General features: G+C 53.4%; 16 protein-coding genes and 1 pseudogene. 8 read left to right on the forward strand and 9 right to left on the reverse strand.

The window, feature by feature from the left end:
• Positions 1-62 precede the first annotated feature (62 nt).
• The 4 genes from lldD to ACPUC7_RS19950 all read right to left on the reverse strand — a co-directional run bounded on the left by lldD (position 63) and on the right by ACPUC7_RS19950 (position 5049).
• On the reverse strand, positions 63-1253 hold the full coding sequence (lldD, locus tag ACPUC7_RS19935) for an FMN-dependent L-lactate dehydrogenase LldD (RefSeq protein ID WP_343554084.1): 1191 nt from the start codon (positions 1251-1253) through the stop codon (positions 63-65).
• Positions 1250-2020: a transcriptional regulator LldR gene (gene lldR, locus ACPUC7_RS19940; RefSeq protein ID WP_494924197.1), complete on the reverse strand. Its 771-nt coding sequence runs from the start codon at positions 2018-2020 to the stop codon at positions 1250-1252. Before lldR ends, lldD begins: the two co-directional genes overlap by 4 nt.
• Positions 2017-3663 (reverse strand): L-lactate permease, encoded by a 1647-nt coding sequence (gene lldP, locus ACPUC7_RS19945; protein ID WP_494924198.1) that lies wholly within the window; start codon positions 3661-3663, stop codon positions 2017-2019. Before lldP ends, lldR begins: the two co-directional genes overlap by 4 nt.
• Positions 3664-3888: 225 nt before the next feature.
• Complete coding sequence (locus tag ACPUC7_RS19950) at positions 3889-5049, reverse strand: cyanate transporter (RefSeq protein ID WP_494924199.1); 1161 nt, start codon at positions 5047-5049, stop codon at positions 3889-3891.
• A gap of 87 nt (positions 5050-5136) precedes the next feature.
• Between ACPUC7_RS19950 and ACPUC7_RS19955 the strand changes: the two genes are divergently transcribed.
• Both ACPUC7_RS19955 and ACPUC7_RS19960 read left to right on the forward strand, forming a co-directional pair.
• Entirely contained in the window at positions 5137-5997 is an 861-nt protein-coding gene (locus ACPUC7_RS19955; protein ID WP_494924200.1) for a LysR family transcriptional regulator, read from the forward strand.
• An 87-nt stretch (positions 5998-6084) separates the two neighbouring features.
• Positions 6085-7440, forward strand: a pseudogene (locus tag ACPUC7_RS19960) (amidohydrolase family protein); the annotation flags it as partial.
• A 166-nt stretch (positions 7441-7606) separates the two neighbouring features.
• On the opposite strand, the gene ACPUC7_RS19965 reads toward ACPUC7_RS19960, so the two are convergent.
• Entirely contained in the window at positions 7607-7894 is a 288-nt protein-coding gene (locus tag ACPUC7_RS19965; protein WP_494924201.1) for a hypothetical protein, read from the reverse strand.
• Positions 7895-8206: 312 nt separating this feature from the next.
• Between ACPUC7_RS19965 and dbpA the strand changes: the two genes are divergently transcribed.
• From dbpA to ACPUC7_RS19980, 3 genes are all read left to right on the forward strand, one after another.
• Positions 8207-9586, forward strand: a complete 1380-nt coding sequence (dbpA, locus tag ACPUC7_RS19970; RefSeq protein ID WP_494924202.1) for an ATP-dependent RNA helicase DbpA — start codon at positions 8207-8209, stop codon at positions 9584-9586.
• A 128-nt stretch (positions 9587-9714) separates the two neighbouring features.
• A complete protein-coding gene (locus tag ACPUC7_RS19975; protein ID WP_494924224.1) occupies positions 9715-10677 on the forward strand; it encodes a chemotaxis protein in 963 nt (320 codons plus the stop codon).
• Positions 10678-11014: 337 nt separating this feature from the next.
• The gene (locus tag ACPUC7_RS19980; RefSeq protein ID WP_494924203.1) at positions 11015-12571 is read left to right on the forward strand and encodes a methyl-accepting chemotaxis protein; all 1557 of its coding nucleotides are present in this window, start codon (positions 11015-11017) and stop codon (positions 12569-12571) included.
• 36 nt (positions 12572-12607) lie between these two features.
• Here the strand turns inward: ACPUC7_RS19980 and ACPUC7_RS19985 are convergent, their stop codons facing one another.
• The 4 genes from ACPUC7_RS19985 to ACPUC7_RS20000 all read right to left on the reverse strand — a co-directional run bounded on the left by ACPUC7_RS19985 (position 12608) and on the right by ACPUC7_RS20000 (position 17759).
• Positions 12608-13897, reverse strand: coding sequence for an HAAAP family serine/threonine permease (locus ACPUC7_RS19985; RefSeq protein ID WP_343554093.1), 1290 nt, complete (start codon positions 13895-13897; stop codon positions 12608-12610).
• Between the two features lie 569 nt (positions 13898-14466).
• On the reverse strand, positions 14467-15462 hold the full coding sequence (locus tag ACPUC7_RS19990; protein ID WP_494924204.1) for a glycosyltransferase family 2 protein: 996 nt from the start codon (positions 15460-15462) through the stop codon (positions 14467-14469).
• Complete coding sequence (locus ACPUC7_RS19995; RefSeq protein WP_494924205.1) at positions 15455-16765, reverse strand: oligosaccharide flippase family protein; 1311 nt, start codon at positions 16763-16765, stop codon at positions 15455-15457. The genes ACPUC7_RS19990 and ACPUC7_RS19995 overlap by 8 nt, the downstream gene beginning before the upstream one ends.
• A gap of 16 nt (positions 16766-16781) precedes the next feature.
• Positions 16782-17759, reverse strand: coding sequence for a glycosyltransferase family 2 protein (locus tag ACPUC7_RS20000; RefSeq protein ID WP_494924206.1), 978 nt, complete (start codon positions 17757-17759; stop codon positions 16782-16784).
• Positions 17760-18806: 1047 nt separating this feature from the next.
• Here ACPUC7_RS20000 and ACPUC7_RS20005 point away from each other — a divergent pair.
• The 3 genes from ACPUC7_RS20005 to ACPUC7_RS20015 all read left to right on the forward strand — a co-directional run bounded on the left by ACPUC7_RS20005 (position 18807) and on the right by ACPUC7_RS20015 (position 22418).
• Positions 18807-20459, forward strand: a complete 1653-nt coding sequence (locus ACPUC7_RS20005; protein WP_494924207.1) for an ATP-binding protein — start codon at positions 18807-18809, stop codon at positions 20457-20459.
• The gene (locus ACPUC7_RS20010) at positions 20452-21153 is read left to right on the forward strand and encodes a response regulator (RefSeq protein ID WP_494924208.1); all 702 of its coding nucleotides are present in this window, start codon (positions 20452-20454) and stop codon (positions 21151-21153) included. Before ACPUC7_RS20005 ends, ACPUC7_RS20010 begins: the two co-directional genes overlap by 8 nt.
• 176 nt (positions 21154-21329) lie before the next feature.
• A complete protein-coding gene (locus tag ACPUC7_RS20015) occupies positions 21330-22418 on the forward strand; it encodes an ABC transporter substrate-binding protein (RefSeq protein WP_494924209.1) in 1089 nt (362 codons plus the stop codon).
• Position 22419 lies beyond the last annotated feature (1 nt).

Genomic DNA, 22419 nt, shown 5'->3' on the forward strand with positions numbered 1-22419 from the left:
GTCATTCCTCCTGTTGTGTACGACAGCTACTCAGTATAGACAACACCACTCATCTTGCCGGATTAGCTCACCGCGCGTGGACGCGCCGGACTCAATCCCGCCTCGCTCAACAGCGCGTTAGCCTGCACCAGCGAGTCTTGCGTGATCTCTTTGATCGATTTCGCACCGGTTAAGGTCATCGCCACTTTCATCTCTTTCTCAATCAGATTGAGCAAATTCTCGACGCCGCGTTGGCCGTGCGTCGCCAGCGCATAGACAAATGCGCGGCCCAGCAGCACGCTGTCGGCACCCAAGGCGATCATGCGCACCACGTCCAAACCGCTGCGAATGCCGCTGTCGGCCAGAATGGTGATATCACCTTTCACCGCATCGGCGATGGCAGGCAGCGCACGCGCTGAAGAGAGCACGCCATCCAACTGACGTCCGCCGTGATTCGACACCACAATGCCATCGGCACCAAAACGCACCGCATCACGCGCATCTTCCGCGTCGAGAATGCCTTTGATCACCATCGGGCCATCCCAGAATTCACGAATCCATTCCAGATCCTTCCAGGAAATCGACGGATCGAAGTTGTTCGCCAGCCAGCCGATGTAATCTTCCAGTCCGGTCGGTTTGCCGAGATAGGTTGAGATATTGCCGAGATCGTGCGGACGGCCATGCAAACCCACATCCCACGCCCATTGTGGATGGGTTGCCGCCTGCCAATAACGGCGCATTGCCGCATTCGGCCCACTCATACCGGAGTGCGCATCGCGATAGCGTGCGCCCGGCGTTGGCATATCGACGGTGAACACCAGCGTGGTGCATCCGGCGGCTTTGGCGCGTTCCAGCGCATTGCGCATAAAACCGCGATCGCGCAGCACATACAGCTGGAACCACATCGGACGATTGATCGCCGGCGCGACCTCTTCAATCGGACACAATGAAACGGTAGAGAGCGTAAACGGAATGCCCTTCAACGCCGCCGCACGTGCCGCCTGCACTTCACCACGGCGCGCGTACATGCCGCACAAACCGACCGGTGCCAGCGCCACCGGCATCGACAAGGTTTCGTTGAACAGTTTGGTCTCAAGGCTGAGTTCCGACATGTTTTTTAGCACGCGCTGACGCAGCGCCACATCAGAGAGATCGGAGACATTGCGCTTCAGCGTGTGCTCGGCATACGCGCCGCCATCCAGATAGTGAAACAGGAACGGTGGCAAGATGCGTTGCGCCGCGGCGCGATAGTCACTGGCAGCAGAAATGATCATCCGTTTTTTTCCTTATGCTGAGGTAAATCGTGGCCCGGCAAGCGCGTTATGCGCGCCTGGCGTGCCTCATCTTCATGCAGAGTTTTCATGGTGGTGTGAACAAAACCGAGGTGATCCATCGCCGCCTGACGAGCGGCTTCGGCATCGCCCGCCATCACCGCATCAAACATCGCCTGATGCTGTTCATTGAGGCGATTGAAGATCACCGGTTGGGTGTACATGCGCTGGCGGCTGTGCAGCACGGAGGATTGCAACAGATCGAAAAAGCCGCGCATGGTTTGCAGCAGCACCACGTTGTGCGAGGCTTCAGCGATGGCCAGATGGAAGCGCAAGTCGGCCTGCGCCGCCAGATCCGGATCGTCGCTTTCATTCATCTTCAGCAGCGCATCAAAGGCATAGCGCAACCGCTCTTTATCGGATTCGGTGGCACGCAACGCCGCGTGCCACGCGGTGCTGGCTTCAATGGCATGGCGCGCTTCGAGAATGTCATAACGATAATCGGGATCGGCGGCCAGCAACTGGCGGATCGGCTCGACAATGCGTTGTTCCGACCACGGCTCCTGCGGCTGACGCAGCCAGGTGCCGCCACCCCGTTTACTGATTAACACGCCGCTGCTGATTAATTGCTGGATCGCTTCGCGTAGCGATGAACGCGACACGGCAAATTCCGCCGCCAGTGCGCGCTCAGAGGGCAAACGCATGCCGGGTTCAAGCTGATGCTCGGTGATCCAGGCGCACAAGCGCGCCCGCAGCGTGTTTTCAGTCATGGAATCATCCAGGTTAAGACATAGGCCTGAAGCGTGGTGATCACGCCGACCATACAGGTGAAGATCAGGCTATGTTTGACGGTGAAACGGAACAGATCCGACTCTTTGCCCACTAGGCCAACGGCGGCGCAGGCAATGGCAATCGACTGCGGCGAAATCATCTTGCCGGTGACGCCGCCGGTAGTATTGGCTGCCACCAGCAGCACATCCGATACACCAATTTGCTGTGCGGTAGTGGCTTGCAGCGCAGCAAACAGCGCATTGGAAGAGGTGTCAGAACCGGTAAGGAATACGCCAAGCCAGCCAAGGAACGGCGAGAAGAAGGTAAAGGCATTGCCAGTATGCGCCAGCGCTAACGCCAGCGTAGCCGACAAACCGGAATAGTTGGAGATAAAGGCAAACGCCAGCACCATGCCGATGGAGTAGATCGGCAGCGCCAGCTCTTTCAGGGTTTCGCCGAAGGTTTGAATCGCCGCTTTCGGCTTCATGCGCAGCCAAATCACCGACAGCACCGCCGCCAGCAGAATTGCGGTACCGGTCGCCGATAACACATCAAACTTGAATAGCGCCGGATACGGCGTCGCCGCATTCACCACCGGCGGCATACGCGCCACCAGCTCATTCAGCAGCGGCACCGGCACGGTGAATACCCAGTCGTACATCGCGCCGCCTTTGGCGAACAGCGCTTTGAATGGCGGAATGCTCCACAAAGTTACAGTAGCGGTGAGGAACAGGAACGGCATCCACGCGCGCACGATTTGTCCCAGGCTGTAACGGGGCTGCGTCTGGGTTTCGTCGCTGTTGGTCTGCTCAAAACGGAAGATGCGTACCGGCTGCCAGCGACGCAGGAACAGCGTCAAACATACTAACGACACCAGTGAGGAGATGATGTCCGGTAGTTCCGGGCCGAGGAAGTTGGAGCTGAGGAATTGGGCGATAGCAAAAGATCCACCGGCAACCATCACTGCTGGCCACGTCTCTTTCACGCCGCGCCAGCCGTCCATGATCGCCATGATCCAGAACAGCACGATCATGGTGAGGAACGGCAACTGGCGGCCCGCCATCTGACCAATCTGGAAGCTATCGAGTCCGGTGACTTGCCCGGCGACGATAATCGGAATGCCCATTGCACCAAACGCCACCGGCGCGGTGTTAACGATCAAACACAGTCCTGCGGCATACAGCGGATTAAAGCCGAGACCCACCAGCAGCGCAGCGGTGATCGCCACCGGCGCACCAAAGCCCGCCGCGCCTTCAAGGAACGCGCCGAAGCAGAAGCCGACAATCAGCATCTGCAAACGTTGATCCGGGGTTATGGTCAGAATCGAGGCGCGAATGATGTCGAACTGGCCGGTTTTCACCGAGATTTTGTAGACGAAAACGGCCGCGACGATGATCCATGCAATCGGCCACAAGCCGTATAAGAAGCCGTACACCACCGAGGCCAGCGCTTGTCCCAGCGGCATGCCGTAGAGAAACAGCGCCACCAGCAGCGCAATCACCACCGTTGCGGTGCCCGCTTGATAGCCTTTGAGCTTGAGCTTAATCAGTGCGAAGAAGAAAAACACAATCGGGATCACCGCCACCAGGCTGGAGAGCCACAAATTGTTGAGCGGATCGTAGTTTTGTTGCCATACCTGCATGCCGTTTACTCCAGAGGTGACCAGAAGGGTGCGGCGCATCGGCTGATGCAGGTGTGCGCCGCCGCTTTGCCCTGTTCTGCGCCAAATTGGTAGGACCACATTTAGCGCGCCGGGCTTTCTGGCTCCAGATAGTTAATGCATTGTTAATCTAAAGCAACGAAGCTGGTGTGATTTTTCGTGTTATGTGACGATGCGGCAACATTTCAGGAGGGTGGTAGGACCAATTCAGCCAAAGGCGCGACCATAACTGCGTGGATGGAAACGTAAGTTCAGCAGGATCAACCCAACCGTCACCGTGGCTTGCATCAGCCAGACGCTGGAATAACTGTGGGTGAAGGCCTGCAATTGTCCGGCGATAAACGGCATGCAGCCCGCGATGATAAAACCCGCACCTTGCATAAACGCCACCAGCCGCGCCCCGGCTTGCGGATGTGGCAGATGATCGAGCGCCAGCACCATCGACAGCGGGAACGCCGCACCCAAGCCAAAACCAGCAATGGCTGCCCACAGCCACGGCGCCAACAACGGCGCGAACAGGAAACCGCTCATGCCGATCAACTGGCACAGCAAGCTAATGATCAGCTGCGGTCGACGATCGGCTTTGCGCGCCAGCAGCGGCATCAACAGCGCGCCTGCTACCTGACACAAAATCATCGCGCCGAGCAGCGATCCACCCGCCTGCGCCGACCAACCGAGATGGTGATAGGCATCCGGCAGCCAGGCCACGCAGGTAGCGTAGCCGCCATTCACCAGACCGAAGCTGATGGCTAATGTCCAGGCACGCGACTTGCGCCACAGTGGCGGCACGACGATGCTTTCCGCTTTAGCCGCCAGCGGCACACGCACCAGCAACCATAAACCGATTGCCAGCAACACCGGCAGCGCCCAACCGGCTAGCGCCAGCGTCCAGCCCACCTGCGCACTCAGCCACGGCGACAGCGCCGCGCCCAGACCGCCACCGCCCATCAGCGCGCCCGCCCACAAGCCGGTGATCGGCGCACTGCGTTGGGCAAAGCGTTGGCGAATCAAACCCGGCATCGCCATCTGCACCACGCCAACGCCCAAGCCGCCAAATAGCGCGCTGATCACTAACCATTGACCATCGTGAATCACGCCGCGTGCCGCCAGCGCCAGCAACAGCAGCGTCAATCCCGCCAACAGCAAGCGTTGCAGCGGCACACGCTGCATCAACGAGGCGCTAAGTAAAGCAATCGCGCCCATCATCACCATCGGCACCGCAGGCAGCAGCGACGCCGCCAGCGCAGAAAGCCCCATCGCCTGGCGCAACTGGCCGAGCAACGGGCTAATAGAAGTGAGTAACGGACGCATATTCAGCCCGGCCAGCACTAAGGCGGCGAGCGTCAGTCCGTTGGAATGTCGGTTCATACACAATCCTGCAGAAAAGAGATTGTCAGCATCGCAGCAGCGGTTACTATTTGGAAATGAAATAACACCATAGCGACCAGTGGAAAAATGAATCGTCAGCCGATGTTCACCCCGCAGCAACTGTTGAGCTTTGTTGCGGTGTGCGAAACCGCCAGCTTCACCCGCGCCGCCGACCGCGTGCACCTTTCGCAATCCACCGTAAGTCAGCAAGTTCGCCGCCTGGAAGAGATGATCGGCAAAGCGCTGCTGGAACGCACTTCGCATCAGGTGGCGCTGACCGAAGAGGGGGAAAAACTGCTCGGCTACGCACGTAGAATTATCGCCCTAAATGGCGAAGCGCACGACGTGTTGAGTGATAAATGGCGCGATGGCATTTTGCGCCTTGGCGTGCCGGAAGATTTTGCCGCGCCGACCGCCGGTTTGCTGGCCGAGTTCAGCCGCCAGCATCCACAATTGCGCCTTGATGTGATGAGCGGCATGTATGTCGATCTGCATCGTGCGTGGCAGCGCGAGGAGCTGGATATCATGCTGATCAAGCAGCCCGGCGGCGAGCGGCCTTTAGCCTCGCGCCCGGAACCGCTGCTGTGGCTCGACAGCGCCGCGCATCCCTGTTTTGAGCAAACGCCGGTGCCGCTGGTGGTGTTTCCGCAGTTGGGTTTATATCGCGAAGAGATGGCGCTAACGCTGGATAATCTGGGGCGCAGTTGGCGCATCAGCTACAGCAGCGCCAGTTTGGTGGCCCTCGCCAGCGCCAGCGCCGCCGGTTTGGGTTTAACGCTGCTGCCCGCCAGTTGCCGCTTGCCAGAGCATCGCGTATTAAGCGAAGCCGACGGTTTACCGAACATCAATCATTTTGAACTGGCACTGTTTTGCCGCTCACCACAGGATGAATTGCAACAAGCGCTCGCCGCCGCGCTGGTAAAGTTTTGCGGTTTGGCATGGCAGTGATTTTCCCAATAGTAACCAGTGGGAAATATCGCAGCGTAAACCGAGCGGTTTTGCCAGATTAGGCTTTTCACTTGATTGGAACCTCTGATGCAACTCACTTCTCCCAGCCGTCGCGACTTTCTCACCTTAACCGCTGCGGGCGGTCTGATCGCCGCCGGCATCAGCCATGCCGGACAGAGCTCGCCGTTGTTAGCTGACAACACTCAGCCACACACGCCACCGCCGCGCGTTGCCCATTACCAACTGCTCAACGTGCGCCTCGAAGAAGGCTTTGAGCGTGATGGCAACGAGGTGATCGCGACGCGCACCGCGCTGTACGACATCACCCTTAAAGACGGCCGCTTTGCAGCGATTGATGCGGCCGGCAAAGCGCGTAACGCCGCGTTGCCACAATGGGATGCCAACGGCGCCCTGCTGCTGCCGCGCACCCGCGATATGCATATCCATCTGGACAAAACCTTCTACGGCGGCCCGTGGCAAGCGCCGCGTCCGCGTCAGGGCAAAACCATCATGGATATGATTGCGCGTGAACAGGTGCTGATCCCGCAACTGTTACCCACTTCGCAGGCGCGCGCCGAAGCGATCATTGGCTTGCTGCACAGCAAAGGCACCACCGAAGCGCGCAGCCACTGCAATATCGATCCGGTGAGCGGCCTGAAAAGCCTTGAGCACCTTAAGCTCGCGTTGGCGGATCATCCGGAATTCCCGTGTGAAATCGTCGCCTTCCCACAGCACGGTTTGCTGCATTCGAAGGTCGATGGTTTGATGCGTGAAGCGATGCAAATGGGTGTGCAGTACGTCGGCGGATTGGACCCGACCAACGTTGATGGCGCAATGCAGGCGTCACTGGATGCGATGTTCCAAATCGCACTCGATTTCCAGCGCGGCGTGGATATTCATCTACACGAAACCTCGCCTTCGGGCGTGGCAGCGATTCAATACATGATCGATACCATCGCGAAAAATCCGCAACTGAAAGGCAAAGTGACGCTGAGCCACGGTTTTGCCCTTGGCACGCTGGAAGGCAAAGCGCTGGATCAGATGATTGCGGGCATGGCGGAACAGCAGATGAGCGTGGCATCGACCATTCCGATTGGCAAATTGACCATGCCGTTGCCGCAGTTGCAGGCGGCAGGCATCACGGTAATGACCGGCACCGACAGCGTGATCGATCATTGGTCGCCGTTTGGTACTGGCAGCATGCTGGAAAAAGCCAATTTGTATGCGCAGCTGTATCGCGGTTCTGATGAGTTCGGATTAAGCCGTGCGCTGCATATCGCCACCGGCGGGATTTTGCCGTTGTCGAATCAGGGCGAACGCCAATGGCCGAAAGTGCAGGATGAAGCCAGCATGATGTTGGTTGAGGCCAGCTGTTCTGCCGAAGCCGTGGCACGTATTTCCCCGGTGCGCGCCACATTCCATCGCGGATTGCCGGTGTTTAGCGCCCGATTTTTTTGTATGGCGGTCACCATAAATGGCGACCCTACAAAAACTGCGCCAAACCGTAGGGTCGCCATTTATGGTGACCACGAAACAAAAAAGCCTCCATGTCGGAGGCTTTATGAACGTAAACGCTGATGCGGCAAGCGCATCATGCGGGTGCTGGATTTTACGACAACATCTGAATCGCCAGCGCATACAAACGCTGGTTTTCATCGTCACTGACAGGCTCTTCTTCCGCGTAACAGGCAATCATGGAGCTGACTTTATCTGACGACAAAGTTTCCCCATGCAGATGCAGCGTTAACACGGCGCGGCCGACGATTTTCAGAATGTCTTCGTTTTGTCCCTGGACGTAATGACTCAATGAAATGACCTCTGAATGTTTTTGTGCTTCGTTAGTTCGCCAAATGGCGCGCCAAATATAAAGCAATTCGCCGCTAACTTTTAATGCCATTTTTAACCTTACTCAGTGACACATAAGCGCAATCTGTGCAAAAAATGTCGTTAAACCCTAACAAAAGGCGCTAGTTTTTAACTAATTACCAAATTTTCCGATAAAAATAACCTTCACCGGCAGCATTGATCCACCACGCAATTCAGAAAAATCATTAAAATTTCGCATCATTTATTGGTCACTAATAAGTCAATTCCTACGCAAAGCTGATCAGTTTAGCTGCGTGACTAAATCCATGATTTGCGATTGCCGATTATCGCCCTTTCTGCCAGACTGACCGCCGCAATCCTTCCCGCTATTAGAGACATTCCCGTGACTGCTTTTTCTACCCTGACGCAACTGCCCGCCAGCCAACTCGATAACCTGCGCGAGATGGGTTTCGACGCAATGACGCCGATTCAGGCCGCTTCCCTGCCCACTATTCTGGAAGGGCGCGATGTGCGTGCGCAGGCGAAAACCGGCAGCGGCAAAACCGCCGCTTTTGGTATTGGTCTGCTGAACCGCATCGACAACAGCCAATTCCATACGCAAGCGCTGATTCTGTGCCCAACGCGCGAACTGGCCGATCAGGTCAGCAACGTGCTGCGCCAACTGGCCCGCTTCACGCGCAACATTAAAATTCTGACGCTGTGCGGCGGACAACCGATGAGCGCGCAGCGTGATTCGCTGGTGCACGCGCCACACATCGTGGTGGGTACGCCGGGCCGTTTGCTCGATCACCTCAAGCGCGACAACCTCGATCTCAGCCAGCTGCAAACGCTGGTGCTGGACGAAGCGGATCGCATGCTGGAGATGGGTTTCCGTGATGATATGGAAGCGATCATTGGCTTCACGCCAGAAACCCGCCAAACGCTGCTGTTCTCCGCTACCTGGCCGGACACCATCGCCAGCCTGAGCCAGCGTTTTCAGCGCGATGCATTAGCGGTAGCGACCGAAGATAAAACCGAGCTGCCAACCATCGAACAGCAGTTTATTGAAGCCAGCGCCAAAGAGCGCCATAGCCTGCTCAGTGCGCTGCTGAGCCAGGAGCAACCGGCCTCTTGCGTGGTGTTCTGTAACACCAAACGTGAATGTGATGATATTGCTGAAGCGCTGAACGAGCGTCAAATTAGCGCCTTAGCGCTGCACGGCGATCTAGAACAACGCGATCGTGAACGCGTGCTGATTCGCTTCGCGAACGGCAGCATTCGCGTGCTGATCGCTACCGATGTCGCTGCGCGCGGCCTGGATATCAAATCGCTGGCGTTGGTGGTTAACTTCCAACTGGCGTGGGATCCGGAAGTACACATTCACCGTATCGGCCGTACTGGTCGCGCCGGGGAAAAAGGTCTGGCGGTGAGTTTCGTGGCCTCCGACGAAATGGTGCGCGCCAATGCGCTGGAAGAGTATTTACAGCAAAAACTCAACTGGGTTTCCGCCAGCACGCTGAAAGGTGTCACCGCCAAGCCGCTGCCCGCCACGAAAATGACGTTGTGCATTGATGGCGGCCGTAAAGCCAAAATCCGCCCTGGCGACATTCTCGGCGCGCTAACCGGTGAAGCCGGATTCAGTGGCGATCAGATCGGTAAGATCGACATGACAGCCACCCATGCTTATGTCGCTATCGATGCGGCGCAAGCCAAGAAAGCGTTGATCAAGCTGAAAGAAGGCAAGATCAAAGGCAAAAGCGTGCGCGCGATTTTGCTGAAGTAAACTGTCTCGGCGTGGGGGCGCCTGCCCTCACGCTAAAATTTCCGTTATCTCCCTTCATTTTTTTCCGCACCTGCCGATAAGTTAATCATTGCCCCTTTTCCCTGCCCAGATTCCACTTCGAGGCCATGATGGATAATTTTCAGAAAGAGATCGATGAACGCGCCAACCTTGCGCTTTCCAATAAATTCGAACTGCTGTTGTTCCGACTGGGTTCCGATCAGCTGAAAGGCAAATCTGAGCTGTACGGTATCAACGTATTTAAGTTGCGTGAAATCGTGCCAATGCCAACCATCACCCGCGCAGCAGGTATGCAATCGCCACTGTTGGGCATGGCCAGCATTCGTGGTCAGTTTATTCCAGTAATCGATCTGCCTGCGGTCACCGGCTGCAAACCGGAAACTGGCCTGAATCTGCTGTTGGTGACCGAATACGCGCGCAGCACGCAGGCGTTTGCAGTGGAATCGGTCGAGAACATTGTGCGTCTGGACTGGAATCAGGTGCACACCGCTGAAGCGGGCATTGGCAGCCGCAACATCACCAGCATCGCCTGTCTGGATACCGATGGTCAGAGCAACAACCTGGCGATGGTGCTGGACGTAGAGCAGATTCTGTATGACATCATTCCCTCAGTGCGCGGCGTAGAGCCAAGTGCTGAAACCGCTAAAGACTTCAATCTCAAGCCGGGCCAGGTAGCGATTGTGGCGGAAGATTCCAAAGTGGCGCGCCAGTTGCTGGAACAAGGCCTGAAGAGCATGGGCATCCCGGCGATCATGCACAACACCGGTTTGGAAGCGTGGATCAAGATTAACGAGATGCAGAAAGAAGCGGCCGCTAATGGCGAATCGATCCACGACAAAATCGCGCTGGTGCTGACCGATCTCGAAATGCCGGAAATGGATGGCTTTACCTTAACGCGCAACATTAAGCGCGATAACAATCTGCGCCAGATTCCGGTGGTGATTCACTCTTCTCTCTCCGGCAGCGCCAACGAAGATCACGTGCGTAAAGTCGGTGCCGACGGCTATGTTGCCAAGTTCGAAATCAATGAACTGAGCACAGTTATTCATAATGTTTTGAAGAAGAATCGTTAATTCCCTTCCCGGGTCACCATAAATGGCGACCTTACAAAACCTCTCCTTTCACTTGTAGGGTCGCCATTTATGGTGACCTTTAGATCCGCCTGTACATTTATGCGCCCACCTAAAAACGGATAAATTAACGTTTTTAACCTTTCTGTGACCCACCTCTAAAAAATTAAAGATCAAACATTAACAACCGATAACTGTTAGCGCTGGTTCCGGCGCGGCCATCATCAATTCGTCACGCTGCGTAACCATTTTAACCTTATAAAACATCAACCTGATGCAGGCACTTTTGTCTGCTTTTCCGTCTTGAAAACAACTTAATTTGGCATCACGGGGAGAAACAATGTTGAGCTTAAAGAATATGAAGGTTGGCGTCCGCTTGGGCATCGCCTTTGGTTTAGTGGTGGCACTACTGATCATCGTCGGCGTGACGTCGATTACCAAAATCAACAACATCAAAACCGGCATCACTTCGATTGTCGAAGATCGCTATATGAAAGTGCGCCTCGGCTTTGACGTGCGCGATGGCGTGAACGATCAAATCAAATACATGCGCGGCATCGTGATCGATACCAATCGCCCGCAATATAACGTGAAGCGTTACCAGCAATTAGACGAAGCCACTCAGCACACCAATAACGCGATGAACAAAATCAAAGCGGTGCAGGTGACGGAAATTGGTAAAAAGAAAATTGCCGGCTTGCTGGCCGCCAGCGACAAGTTTGAAAGCGAGAAGAACCAGTTGCTGGAGTTAGTCCGTGCCGGCAAGGCCGATGAAGCCAGCGCCTATGTTTTGCAGACGATTACCGCCACACAGAATGCCTTCCTTGATAGCGCCATCGCCTTCGCCAACTCGCAGTCTGCGCAGCTAGAGCAGGAAGGCGCGAAAATCATCGAAAACGGTTCTTCAGCGATTGAGATCACCTTGATCTTCTCAGCGCTGGCGATTGCCGCCTCGATTGTGTTGGGCTTTATGTTAACGCGCTCGATTGTACGTCCATTAAATAGCGCGGTAGAAATTGCCGGTAAAGTGGCGGCGGGCGATCTTAGCTCGCACATTGAAGTGAGCGGCAACGATGAAACCGCCAAATTGATGCAAGCCTTGCAGGCGATGAACGACAATCTGTTGACCATTGTTTCCGACGTGCGCGCCGGTTCCGATACCATCGCGGTGGCGTCGAATCAGATCTCCAGCGGCAACATCGATCTCTCTTCACGTACCGAGCAGCAAGCCAGTTCACTGGAAGAAACCGCCTCTGCGATGGAACAGATGACCGCCACCGTGAAGCACAACGCCGAAAACGCGCGTGAAGCCAATCAGCTGGTCGCCAATACCTCGAATGTCGCCAAGCAAGGCGGCGCGGTGATGGAACAGGTGATCGAGAAGATGGAAGCGATTACGCTGTCATCGAAGAAGATCGTCGATATTATCAGCGTGATCGATTCCATTGCCTTCCAGACCAACATTCTTTCGCTTAACGCCGCCGTTGAAGCCGCGCGTGCCGGTGAACAAGGTCGCGGCTTTGCCGTGGTGGCAACGGAAGTGCGTAATCTGGCGGCGCGTTCAGCTTCAGCCGCGAAAGAGATTAAAGTGCTGATTGAAGATTCCGTGGCGCAAGTGGATGAAGGTAGCCGTCTGGTGACGCACGCCGGTTCCACCATTGGTGAAGTGGTTAACAGCGTGAAAAGCGTGGCGGATATCATGAGTGAAATCACCATCGCCAGCAGCGAACAGAGTAGTGGCATCAGCGAGATCAATCTGGCAATTACCCAGATGGAAGCGGTGACGCAGCAGAACGCCGCGTTAGTGCAGGAAGCGTCAGCGGCCTCGCAGGCGTTGCAGGAACAGGCCGATCGTTTGGCTCAATCGATGAGCGTGTTTAAAACCGCCGCGGTGTAATGAATCAAGGGCGGCCCATGTGGACCGCCTTTGGTCTTAATTCACCAACGAATACGCAATCGACGAAATCGCCAGCACACCAATCAGCACCACAAACACGTTGCTGATTTTGCCGCTGTACTGACGCATCGCCGGCACTTTCTGAATGGCGTACATCGGCATCAGGAACAGAATCATCGCTATAATCGGCCCGCCGAGGGTTTCAATCATCCCCAAAATACTTGGATTCAGCGTCGCAACTAACCAGGTGGTCAGCAGCATAAAGCCGGTGGTCAGACGATTCAGACGCTGCGGCGTGACGGTTTTGCCGCGGCTGCGCAGCGACTTCACCACAATGCCGTTAAAGCCTTCGCGCGCACCAAGATAGTGACCGAGGAAGGATTTCGTAATCGCGACCATCGCCACAATCGGCCCCATCCACGCAATCATCGGCACATTAAAGTGGTTGGCGAGATACGACAGAATGGTGATGTTTTGATCTTTTGCTGCCTGCAAATCGGCAGGCGACAGGCTCAGCACGCAGCTAAACACAAAGAACATCACCGTCACCACCATCAACAGATGGGCATTTGCCAGAATGCGTGAGCACTTCTTCTCCGCGCCTGCGCCATATTCGTTGCGCTTGGCGACGGCAAACGAAGAGATGATCGGCGAGTGGTTGAAGGAGAACACCATCACCGGAATCGCCAGCCACAAGGTCATCCAGATACCGCTGCCGTTAATGCTTTGGCTGAAGGACAAGGTTTCCAGCGCCGCGCCGTGCCAGTGCGGCACCAGATAGGCCGCCAGCAACATCAATACCGCCACGAACGGGAATACCAGCACGCTCATGGCTTTCACAATCATCTGCTCACCAAAGCGCACCACTGTCATCATGCCGATGATCAGAATCAGCGACAGCAATACGCGAGGCGGCGACACCAGGCCCAGTTGATGCACGATAAAGCTATCAACGGTGTTGGTAATCGCCACGCTGTACATCAGCAGGATCGGGTAGATGGCGAAGAAATAGAGTAACGTGATGATCTTGCCTGCGCCGACACCAAAGTGTTCTTCCACCACTTCGGTAATGTCTTCGCCGGGATTTTTGCCGGATAACACAAAACGCGTCAGCGCGCGGTGTGCATAGTAGGTCATTGGGAAGGCAAGAATCGCCATGATGATCAGCGGAATCAAACCGCCTGCGCCCGCGTTGATCGGTAAGAACAGCACGCCTGCACCAATCGCCGTGCCATACAGCCCCAGCATCCACACGGTATCGCTCTTACGCCAACCTTTGGCATCCGTTTCAACGCTGCCAAGCGTACCGGTTTGTGAGTTGTCCATCTGTCTCTCCAGAATTGCAAACTTGTCAAAATGCAGCCACCGCATGGCTGCCAATCATGGCGCAGGCTTTCCAACCCAGCCGCGACGCAAAGGATGACGTTTTGAAACGTGAAATTCACGTACCCTGATGCTTTTAATCGCAGTAAATGCACGAAACATGCGCGCAATCGATTGCGAGGGCGCTATTTGACATGAGAGCGGGAGTGAGTGCAAGAAGATGGATGTGAGATGGCGCAGAAAATGAGCGAGGAAGTGGAAAGGCGTGGCAACGATGAGTTGCTGCCACTGGTAGAGCAGAACAACAACGGGAGAAACTCCCCCGGCAATTAGCCTCTTCGCGATTCGGTCACCATAAATGGCGACCCTACGTTTTCGTAGGGTGCGCATTCATGCGCACCAGGATCGCGATGTAGAGAATAATCCCGGGAGAATTTTAGTGTCGATTTCCCAAAATAATTCGAGTGACAGGAAGGCGGCAAGTGGATGAGTCCCCGGGAGCTTACGTTTGTAAGTGACCGGGGTGAATACACGCAGCCAACGCATCTGTCGCTTGAAGTATGAAGGGAAATTTAGAATGCGCGCATCCTGTAGAGAGCATAAAGAAAATAGTACGCTGTGATAGTATTCAAATTCATAATCATGTACTTCAGTTTTTCATTTTTATTCAGCAGAATGAAAATACCTTTTGAGTATTTCCCTCGCTTTATTTCATTAATTTCCTGGGCAATATCCGCAGGTGAAAACGAAGAGTGATACATCGCGGTAACAATTTGCATATCCAACGCCAACACGCGTTTAGAGATGCCTTTAAGGAAATAATCGAGATCGCTGGCTTGGTATTTATTCACGATCGAATCATACAGCGCGGTCAGAAACTGTTTACGCACTTTCAGTTCACTGTACTGCACTTTACGTTTGGATAATGAACCCTCGACATCTTCATAATGATAAGCCGCGCCTGGCGTGACCAGGAAGTTGCTAATACAGCTGAAGAATTTGAGGTTGAATAACAGATCCTCACTCATCGAGATGCCTTCCAAAAAGCGTAGATCGAGATCCTCAATAATCTGGCGGCGATAACATTTGTTATGCAGATAACCGATGTTATCACTCATCTCCAACTCGCCAAGCACGTACGGAATTTCTTCGCTGCTGAAGAACCCCGATTGTGAGACTTTCCCAACGCGGTTGTCATTGAGATTGCCGACAATCAGCTCGACCGATTCCGCAGGCCAGGCATCGAGGTTCTGTTTAAAGATCATCAGGAAGTCATCATCCACCCAATCATCGGCATCGAGAAACAGCACATATTCACCACGCGCCTGTTTAATTCCACTGTTCCTTGCGGCGCTGACACCGGCATTGATTTGGTTAATCACCGTGACCTGTGAATAAGCACTGAACTCTGCCACTATATTAGGCGTTAAATCGCTGCTGCCATCATTAACGACAATCACCTCGTAATTGTTATACGTCTGATTAAGCACGCTCAACAAAGTACGTTTAATGGTTTTTTGGGCGTTATAGACGGGAATGATAAGACTAAATAGGGGTTTTTCATTCATGATAAACTCTCTTTACTGTCTGAGGTTTTGTATTGCTAAATAACAGCCATAGTTTCCTGGGGTTGAGAAAGACTTGATGAATACGCATGACAGGACGTGCAGGGAAAAAGTAATTCAGTAAGGTAAAGGATAAGAATTCGGTTAATACCACACTCATGGCGGCGCCGTTTAAACCAAAATACGGCACCAAACACAGTGATGACGTGATGCAAATAAGCAGCACCACAAAGGTCTTTTTCACTAAATAGCGATAACCGTTATATTTGATAATAAAGCGGTCCATTAAACTGCTGAGCACGGCGCACATCGCACCAATACTGAGCAGCAATGTCGGCGCCACCGCATCGAGATACTCCACGCCGTAAAAGTCGCGAATAAACCAGCCTGACAGCAGCCAAATCGCCATAATCACCAACGATGAAACGCCCAATACCAGCAGGTGCAGTTTCTGCACACGGATGATGGCTTGCTCGTCATCACGCTCAGCAAAGAACGCCGGGAAAAACGACGCGAGTAGCGCGTTAGGTAAAAATACCCATGCGGTAGCGAGCGTCAGCGCCACGGAGAATATTCCGGCCTCTTTTACGCCGAGGAAATACGACACGCTCAGTTGATTGACGCGGGTATATATCGCAACCGCAATCACTGAGAACACCAAAGAAATGCCGGATGCCACCATATAACGTGAATACTTCTTCATATGCCGTAATGCGGGAATCGGCACCTGACGATGGTATTTCAGGAAAATAGTGAGTTTGATGGCGAACGGGATAAAGGTCGCCAGCACAATCGGCACGGCTAAGAATTTCGGGTCCAGCGCGTAATACGAAATAAAGAAACGCACGGTGAGACTGATGGCTAAACCGATCAGATTGGCAATCACATTCAGGCGCGCATTCAACATCGCTTCGTTGTAGATATTGACCAAATCCAGCGCGGAGAACAGACACGCAATTGCCGCAGCACAGATAAAGATCAGTGCATCCGCACTCCACTCTTCTCCCATAATCAACATGCCGCTGACCGCCAGCACGCTATAAATCAGCAGCACCAATAAAAACGTGGCCATCATTAAGCGCATGCCGGAATAGCGATTCTGTGAAATACGTTTCAACAGAATCACATCACTACCCATCAGCGCGATGCTTTGAATAAACTGGAACACCAGCATTGAGATCGAAATAATGCCGAAGGTGGTTGGCCCGACATACTTCGCCACATACGAAGTGACAAATATTAAACCAAATACTGCGATCAGCTTTTCAGCGATCATCCACATGGAGTTTTTTAATTTATCTTTCACAATTTAGCCTCCGCGTTTATTTCTGTGCCAGACGGCGCAGACGCGATACCAGACGCGGGCTGACAAAAAACAGCGCAAAGTACAGACTCCACGGATTAAGCATTAATCCTGAGGTGAAGTAAGACTTAAAGCTGCGGCGATAAAGCGCGATATATTCATCAACAAAGGCACGGCTGAAACCGTCGCTGTGCAACGCTTTATAGATATAAGATGAGGTGACCTTTAAATAGAGATGGTAATAACAACGATTATGCTGACGGGATAAAAACGCCTGCATCTGGCTGAAAGATCGCGCAAACGAGAAGTGTTTTTCTCGCAGCGTCGAGCGCGTGGCTGAATTGGGTGATACCACATAGTGATAAACTACTTGCTGAGTAAATATCACCTGACGGTCTTGTTGCAGATGCAGGTAATTAATCACAAACAGCAGATCTTCGAAGTTATAAATATCCTCATTAAAACTGAGTTGATGCTGACGAATCACATCGCCGCGAAATACCTTGTCGCAAATACCGTGGCGCGGATTGAAATACAGCACGTCGTTTATCGCCGCCGATGCTGCCAATGCTCGCGATGTGCTGCTATTCGCCGGGAAATCGATCGGCTGACCTTGTGGCGTAAAGTGCTGCGACTCGCCCACCACCATCGCCACCTGCGACTGCATCAAACGCACATAGGTCGAAAAAGCGTTGGGCGGCAGGAAATCATCGGCATCTAAAAAGCACAGTAATTTGCCGCGCGAAGCACGAATGCCCTGATTGCGTGCCGACGAGACGCCGCCATTCGGTTGGTCGATCAGCTGGAAATGTGGGTAATGCGCGTAGTTCTGCAAAATCGCGAGCGAATTATCGCGCGAACCGTCGTTGATGAAGATCACTTCAAAACGGTTTTCGTCCTGCTGTAGCAGGCTATCAATGCATCGCTCCAGATACGCCGCGGCGTTATACACCGGCACGATGACGCTAATTAAAACGTCGTTAACAGGATTTAGCATATGACCTCTGGACTCTGTCGAAGTAAAAGTTGCGGGCGTAAAAAGCGATCGGTGAACGCGACAAGGATTAATCGATAATCCTGGCACTGCGTTTCTTGCGCCCGGCTTAACATTGGTTTGACCGCTATTTCGGAGTTTCCTCAGGCTAAATAAAAATGGCCTGTAAATGATTTCTAAACGAACAGTGGAATAAGATAATCGCCAAATTAACCGTGCAATTTAATTCTATTTTCATGCTTTAAATTAGGCAGGCTACCGCCCCTGGCTTACAGCTACCAGTGCACTAAAATCACATAAATCATTATTTTTGGCGTAAAGGGGCTGCGCTGCACTCAATCGAGTTCAGTTTATTTTCAGCGAGTTACGTTTTTTCATGTGGCGATTTGACTTAATGGCGACATCGCAACATGCAACACTGTTTTTAATTTAAAACTGTCGTTTTTCGTTATAGATGCCAAAAAACGCTGGCGCTTTTAATTCACTCATAACGAAAAACAAGAAATGCCGACCGGGGCTGAGAGGGTGCATCTTCAGACGGGCCTTCTCAACGAACGTCACGACATTAACGATATTTGCTGTATGCCCTGCACTTTTATTATCTCGATGCGTCTTTCGCGTACCGATGCGTGCAAGTGGCGTTAATTCAGTGCGGCTCTCGCAGCCGCACTGCAATAGGCTTTAAGCCAAAATTTTGCGATCTAATTCAAAACTTTCACCGCATTCTCACCAGTCGCCGTAATAAGGTCAATGGTTGCCAGGCCGAAACGGAATTTACTCATGCGGGAAATGGATAAAAGTCAGGCGTATTGATTAGCCGCGATGAATTGGCATTACACGAATTGATTAACGCAGCGGGAGGGAAAATCCAGGAATAAGGTGGCAATACGGCGCAAGCCCGTGCCAGAAGATATTCACGCCTGATAATTCATTAGTTTGTAGCCAGCTCACAACTCTGGCCTGAGCCGATCACCCGGCCTATTTTGCCGTGATAGGCTTCTGTAAATCCTCGGTTAAGTGTTCTCCATTACTTTCTCAATTACAGGCCGTATGAAACGCAGATTACCTTTTCAGGTGAAACTCTTTCTCTCGCTGGTGCTGTTTTCTTGCCTGCTGCTGGCGCTGCTGGGCACCATCCTGTTTCATTTTATTGATCGCCAACTGCATCACGATTTGGGGCTGCGCGCGCGGGTGCAAGCCAGTGAAATTGCGCTGATGCCGGGCCTGGCAGAGAAAGTGGCGCAGCGTGATATCGCGGGTATCGCCGCCTTGATCCAGCCGCTGCGCGATCAAAGTGATGCCAGCTACATCGTGATTGGTGATGTGAACGAGCAGCATCTTTATCACTCTGAACGCCCAGAGCGGCTGAACCTGCCGCTGATTGGCGGCGACAACGCGGAAGTGTTGCAGGGGAAAACCATTATTTCGGTGCGTAAAGGCGGCATTGGCGTATCGCTGCGCAGCAAAGCGCCGATCTTCAATCCGCAGCACCAGGTCATCGGCATTGTTTCCGTGGGTTATCTCACCTCTTATATCGCCAACATCAATATCAGCCTTTTGTGGCAAGCCAGTTTGTACGGCATTGCGCTACTGCTGTTGCTGTTTATCTTTTCGTGGATGTTTACCCGCAATCTAAAAAAGCAGATGTTCTGGCTCGAACCGAAAGATATCGCGCTGCTAGTACTGCAACAAAAAGCGCTGCTGGAAGCGATGTATGAAGGGGTTTTTGCCGTGAATGCCGATCGTCAGCTGATATTAATTAACCGCGCGGCACGTGAGTTGCTGGATATTCAACAAAGTGAAGGTGAGTTGCTGGGCAAGCCGCTGGATACGGTGCTGCAAATCCATCCGGCGTTTCTCAGCCACAGCGATCTCGGCGAAAACGGGCGCCATCACGACCATATTACGGTGATGAATCAGCGCCAGGTGATCGTCAACCGCGTGGCGATTGAACTGGCACCTGGCGAGCCCAGCGGTTGGGTGTGCAGCTTCCGCGATAAAAATGACATCAATACCTTGAGTAGCCAATTAAGCCAGGTGAAACGCTATGCGGATAATCTGCGCATCATGCGCCACGAACAGTTGAACTGGACCGCAACCCTGGTGGGATTGCTGCAAATGCAGCGTTATGACGATGCAATGCGTTATATCCAGGCACAATCGGCGGGCGCGCAGCAGGTGCTGGATTTTGTCTCAGCGCGCTTCACTTCGCCTGCACTGTGCGGCTTGCTGTTGGGCAAATACGTCAGCGCGCGCGAAAAAGGCGTGGAGTTGGTGTTCGATCCCGCATGCCAGCTGACGCGACTGCCCGCCGCGCTGAGCGAAACCGCGCTGATGTCGGTGATGGGGAATCTGCTGGATAACGCGGTGGATGCGACCCTCAAAGCCAAAACCCCGGCGATGCCAATCGAGCTGTATATCTCCGACCGCAATCATGAATTGCTGATCGAAGTCGCCGATCAAGGTTGCGGCGTGGATGACGCCATCAAACCGCATCTGTTTGAACAAGGTGTCACCAGCAAACCGGCCAGCAACGATGACATTTTGGGCTCGGAACATGGCATCGGGCTCTACTTAGCCGCCGGTTATGTGCAGCAAGCCGGCGGCAGTATTGAGATTGCTGACAATGTGCCGCACGGCACTATTTTCTCGGTATTCATCCCGTTCCAACCGGCTGTTTCAACAGGACAATCCCATGAATAACGCCAAGGCGCTGAGTGTGGTGATCGTGGAAGACGAACCGCATCTTGCCGAGTTGCATCGCGAATACATTGAACAGAACTTCCATCTGCGCGTGGTCGGCATTGCTGCCACGCTGGAGCAAGCGCGCCAACTGATCGGTGAGCATCAACCGCGTCTGGTGCTACTCGATAACTATTTGCCGGATGGCCAGGGCGTGACGCTGATTGATGATCCGCTGTTGAAGCGTTTCGAGTGTTCGGTGATTTTCATTACCGCCGCCAGCGACATGCAAACCTGTAGCCATGCGATGCGCAGCGGCGCGTTTGATTACCTGCTCAAGCCGGTATTTTTCCATCGGCTGCAAGCATCACTGGAACGCTTTATGCTGCTGGAGCAGAGTGTCCGCCAGATGAAAACCGTCGATCAGCAGGCACTGGATAAGTTGTTTAATCTGCCCACCAGCGATCTGCCGTCAGCCCCTTCAACCAAAGGCATTGAAAGCAATACGCTGGAGCGCGTGAAGCGCTTTTTCCTCGATGCACCGGAGGATAATTGGTCGGTGGAACAGGTGGTGGAGAGCGTTGGCATCAGTAAAACCACCGGCCGACGTTATCTGGAATATTGCGTGGAGATCGGTTTTATCGGCGTCGAGATGCAGTATGGCAATATCGGCCATCCGCGTAGGTTGTATCGCAAGATCGCAGATGCGAAATAGTGTGATCGCCCGCAAATGCGTGGTGCGTGGTATCTGTGGTTTTAATGGTGTTAATTCGGCAAACAACGCCAACAATCACACTTCGCGAAGATAACGATCTGTCACCTCTTGTCTACAAAATGCGTTCGGCTATGTTGACCATTAGTTCCTCAAATGTAACTAAAAGGTTAATTATAATGTCGAACACATTCCCTCTGTCTCTGCTTGCCGCCACTGTTTTTGTTTCAATGTCTGCTGTCGCCGCCCCGCCGCAAGGCTATCCGGCGGATTACCAAGGCGTGATTGATGCCGCTAATAAAGAAGGCAAAGTGGTGGTGTATTCCACCACCGATACCAAAGCCGCCGGGCCGCTGATCAAAGGCTTTGAAGAAACCTATCCGGACATCAAAGTTGAATATAACGATATGAACAGCACCGAGCTGTACAACCGTTTTATCAGCGAACAGGCTTCCGGTGGCACCAGCGGCGACATCGTATGGAGCTCTTCAATGGATACCGGCTTGAAGCTGGCGACCGACTACGCGCAAGAGTACAAATCGCCGGAACTGGCGCAGCTGCCGAAATGGGCAGTGTGGAACAACAAAGCCTACGGCACCACCTACGAGCCGGTGGTGTTCATCTACAACAAGCGTCTGATTCCAGCCGGTGATGTGCCCGATTCACACGCGGCGCTGGCAAAACTGATTGCCAGCCAGACTGATAAATTCAAAAGCAAAGTCACCACTTACGATATCGAGAAATCTGGCCTCGGCTTCATGCTGTCGGTGCAAGATGCTAAAGCCGATGCCAATTACTTCAAAACGCTGGCGGATGTGGCAAAAGGCGGTTTAGCAGTGCAATCCTCCACCGGCACCATGATGGAAAGGGTTTCATCTGGCGAAAACCTGATTGGTTTCAACATCCTCGGTTCTTACGCCGAAGCGCGTGCTAAAACCGATCCGTCGCTGGGCATCTCCTATCCAAAGGATTACACGCTGGTGCTGTCGCGCGTTTCGTTCATCAGTTCGCAAGCGCAACACAGCCATGCGGCACAGCTGTGGCTGGATTATGTGCTGTCGGAGAAAGGACAGAGCATTCTGGCAAATCAGTCTGACATCCCTTCCCTGCGTAACGATATTGAAGGCAAAAACGACATTGATGGCATGACTAAAATGTTGGGCAAGGCGCTGAAACCAATTCCGGTGGATGAAAGCCTGCTGGAATATCTGCAACCGAAAAAACGTCTGGATTACATCAAACAGTGGCGCGAAGCCGCCGGTAAATAAC

The sequence above is a fragment of the Pantoea sp. CFCC18179 genome (assembly GCF_059412405.1).

Excerpts from the sequence above, each read along its gene's own strand:
- lldD (WP_343554084.1), bottom strand. The coding sequence starts at position 1,253 with ATGATCATTTCTGCTGCCAGTGACTATCGCGCCGCGGCGCAACGCATC.
- lldR (WP_494924197.1), bottom strand. The coding sequence starts at position 2,020 with ATGACTGAAAACACGCTGCGGGCGCGCTTGTGCGCCTGGATCACCGAG.
- lldP (WP_494924198.1), bottom strand. The coding sequence starts at position 3,663 with ATGCAGGTATGGCAACAAAACTACGATCCGCTCAACAATTTGTGGCTC.
- ACPUC7_RS19950 (WP_494924199.1), bottom strand. The coding sequence starts at position 5,049 with ATGAACCGACATTCCAACGGACTGACGCTCGCCGCCTTAGTGCTGGCC.
- ACPUC7_RS19955 (WP_494924200.1), top strand. The coding sequence starts at position 5,137 with ATGAATCGTCAGCCGATGTTCACCCCGCAGCAACTGTTGAGCTTTGTT.
- ACPUC7_RS19965 (WP_494924201.1), bottom strand. The coding sequence starts at position 7,894 with ATGGCATTAAAAGTTAGCGGCGAATTGCTTTATATTTGGCGCGCCATT.
- ACPUC7_RS19975 (WP_494924224.1), top strand. The coding sequence starts at position 9,715 with ATGGATAATTTTCAGAAAGAGATCGATGAACGCGCCAACCTTGCGCTT.
- ACPUC7_RS19980 (WP_494924203.1), top strand. The coding sequence starts at position 11,015 with ATGTTGAGCTTAAAGAATATGAAGGTTGGCGTCCGCTTGGGCATCGCC.
- ACPUC7_RS19985 (WP_343554093.1), bottom strand. The coding sequence starts at position 13,897 with ATGGACAACTCACAAACCGGTACGCTTGGCAGCGTTGAAACGGATGCC.
- ACPUC7_RS19990 (WP_494924204.1), bottom strand. The coding sequence starts at position 15,462 with ATGAATGAAAAACCCCTATTTAGTCTTATCATTCCCGTCTATAACGCC.
- ACPUC7_RS20000 (WP_494924206.1), bottom strand. The coding sequence starts at position 17,759 with ATGCTAAATCCTGTTAACGACGTTTTAATTAGCGTCATCGTGCCGGTG.
- ACPUC7_RS20005 (WP_494924207.1), top strand. The coding sequence starts at position 18,807 with ATGAAACGCAGATTACCTTTTCAGGTGAAACTCTTTCTCTCGCTGGTG.
- ACPUC7_RS20010 (WP_494924208.1), top strand. The coding sequence starts at position 20,452 with ATGAATAACGCCAAGGCGCTGAGTGTGGTGATCGTGGAAGACGAACCG.
- ACPUC7_RS20015 (WP_494924209.1), top strand. The coding sequence starts at position 21,330 with ATGTCGAACACATTCCCTCTGTCTCTGCTTGCCGCCACTGTTTTTGTT.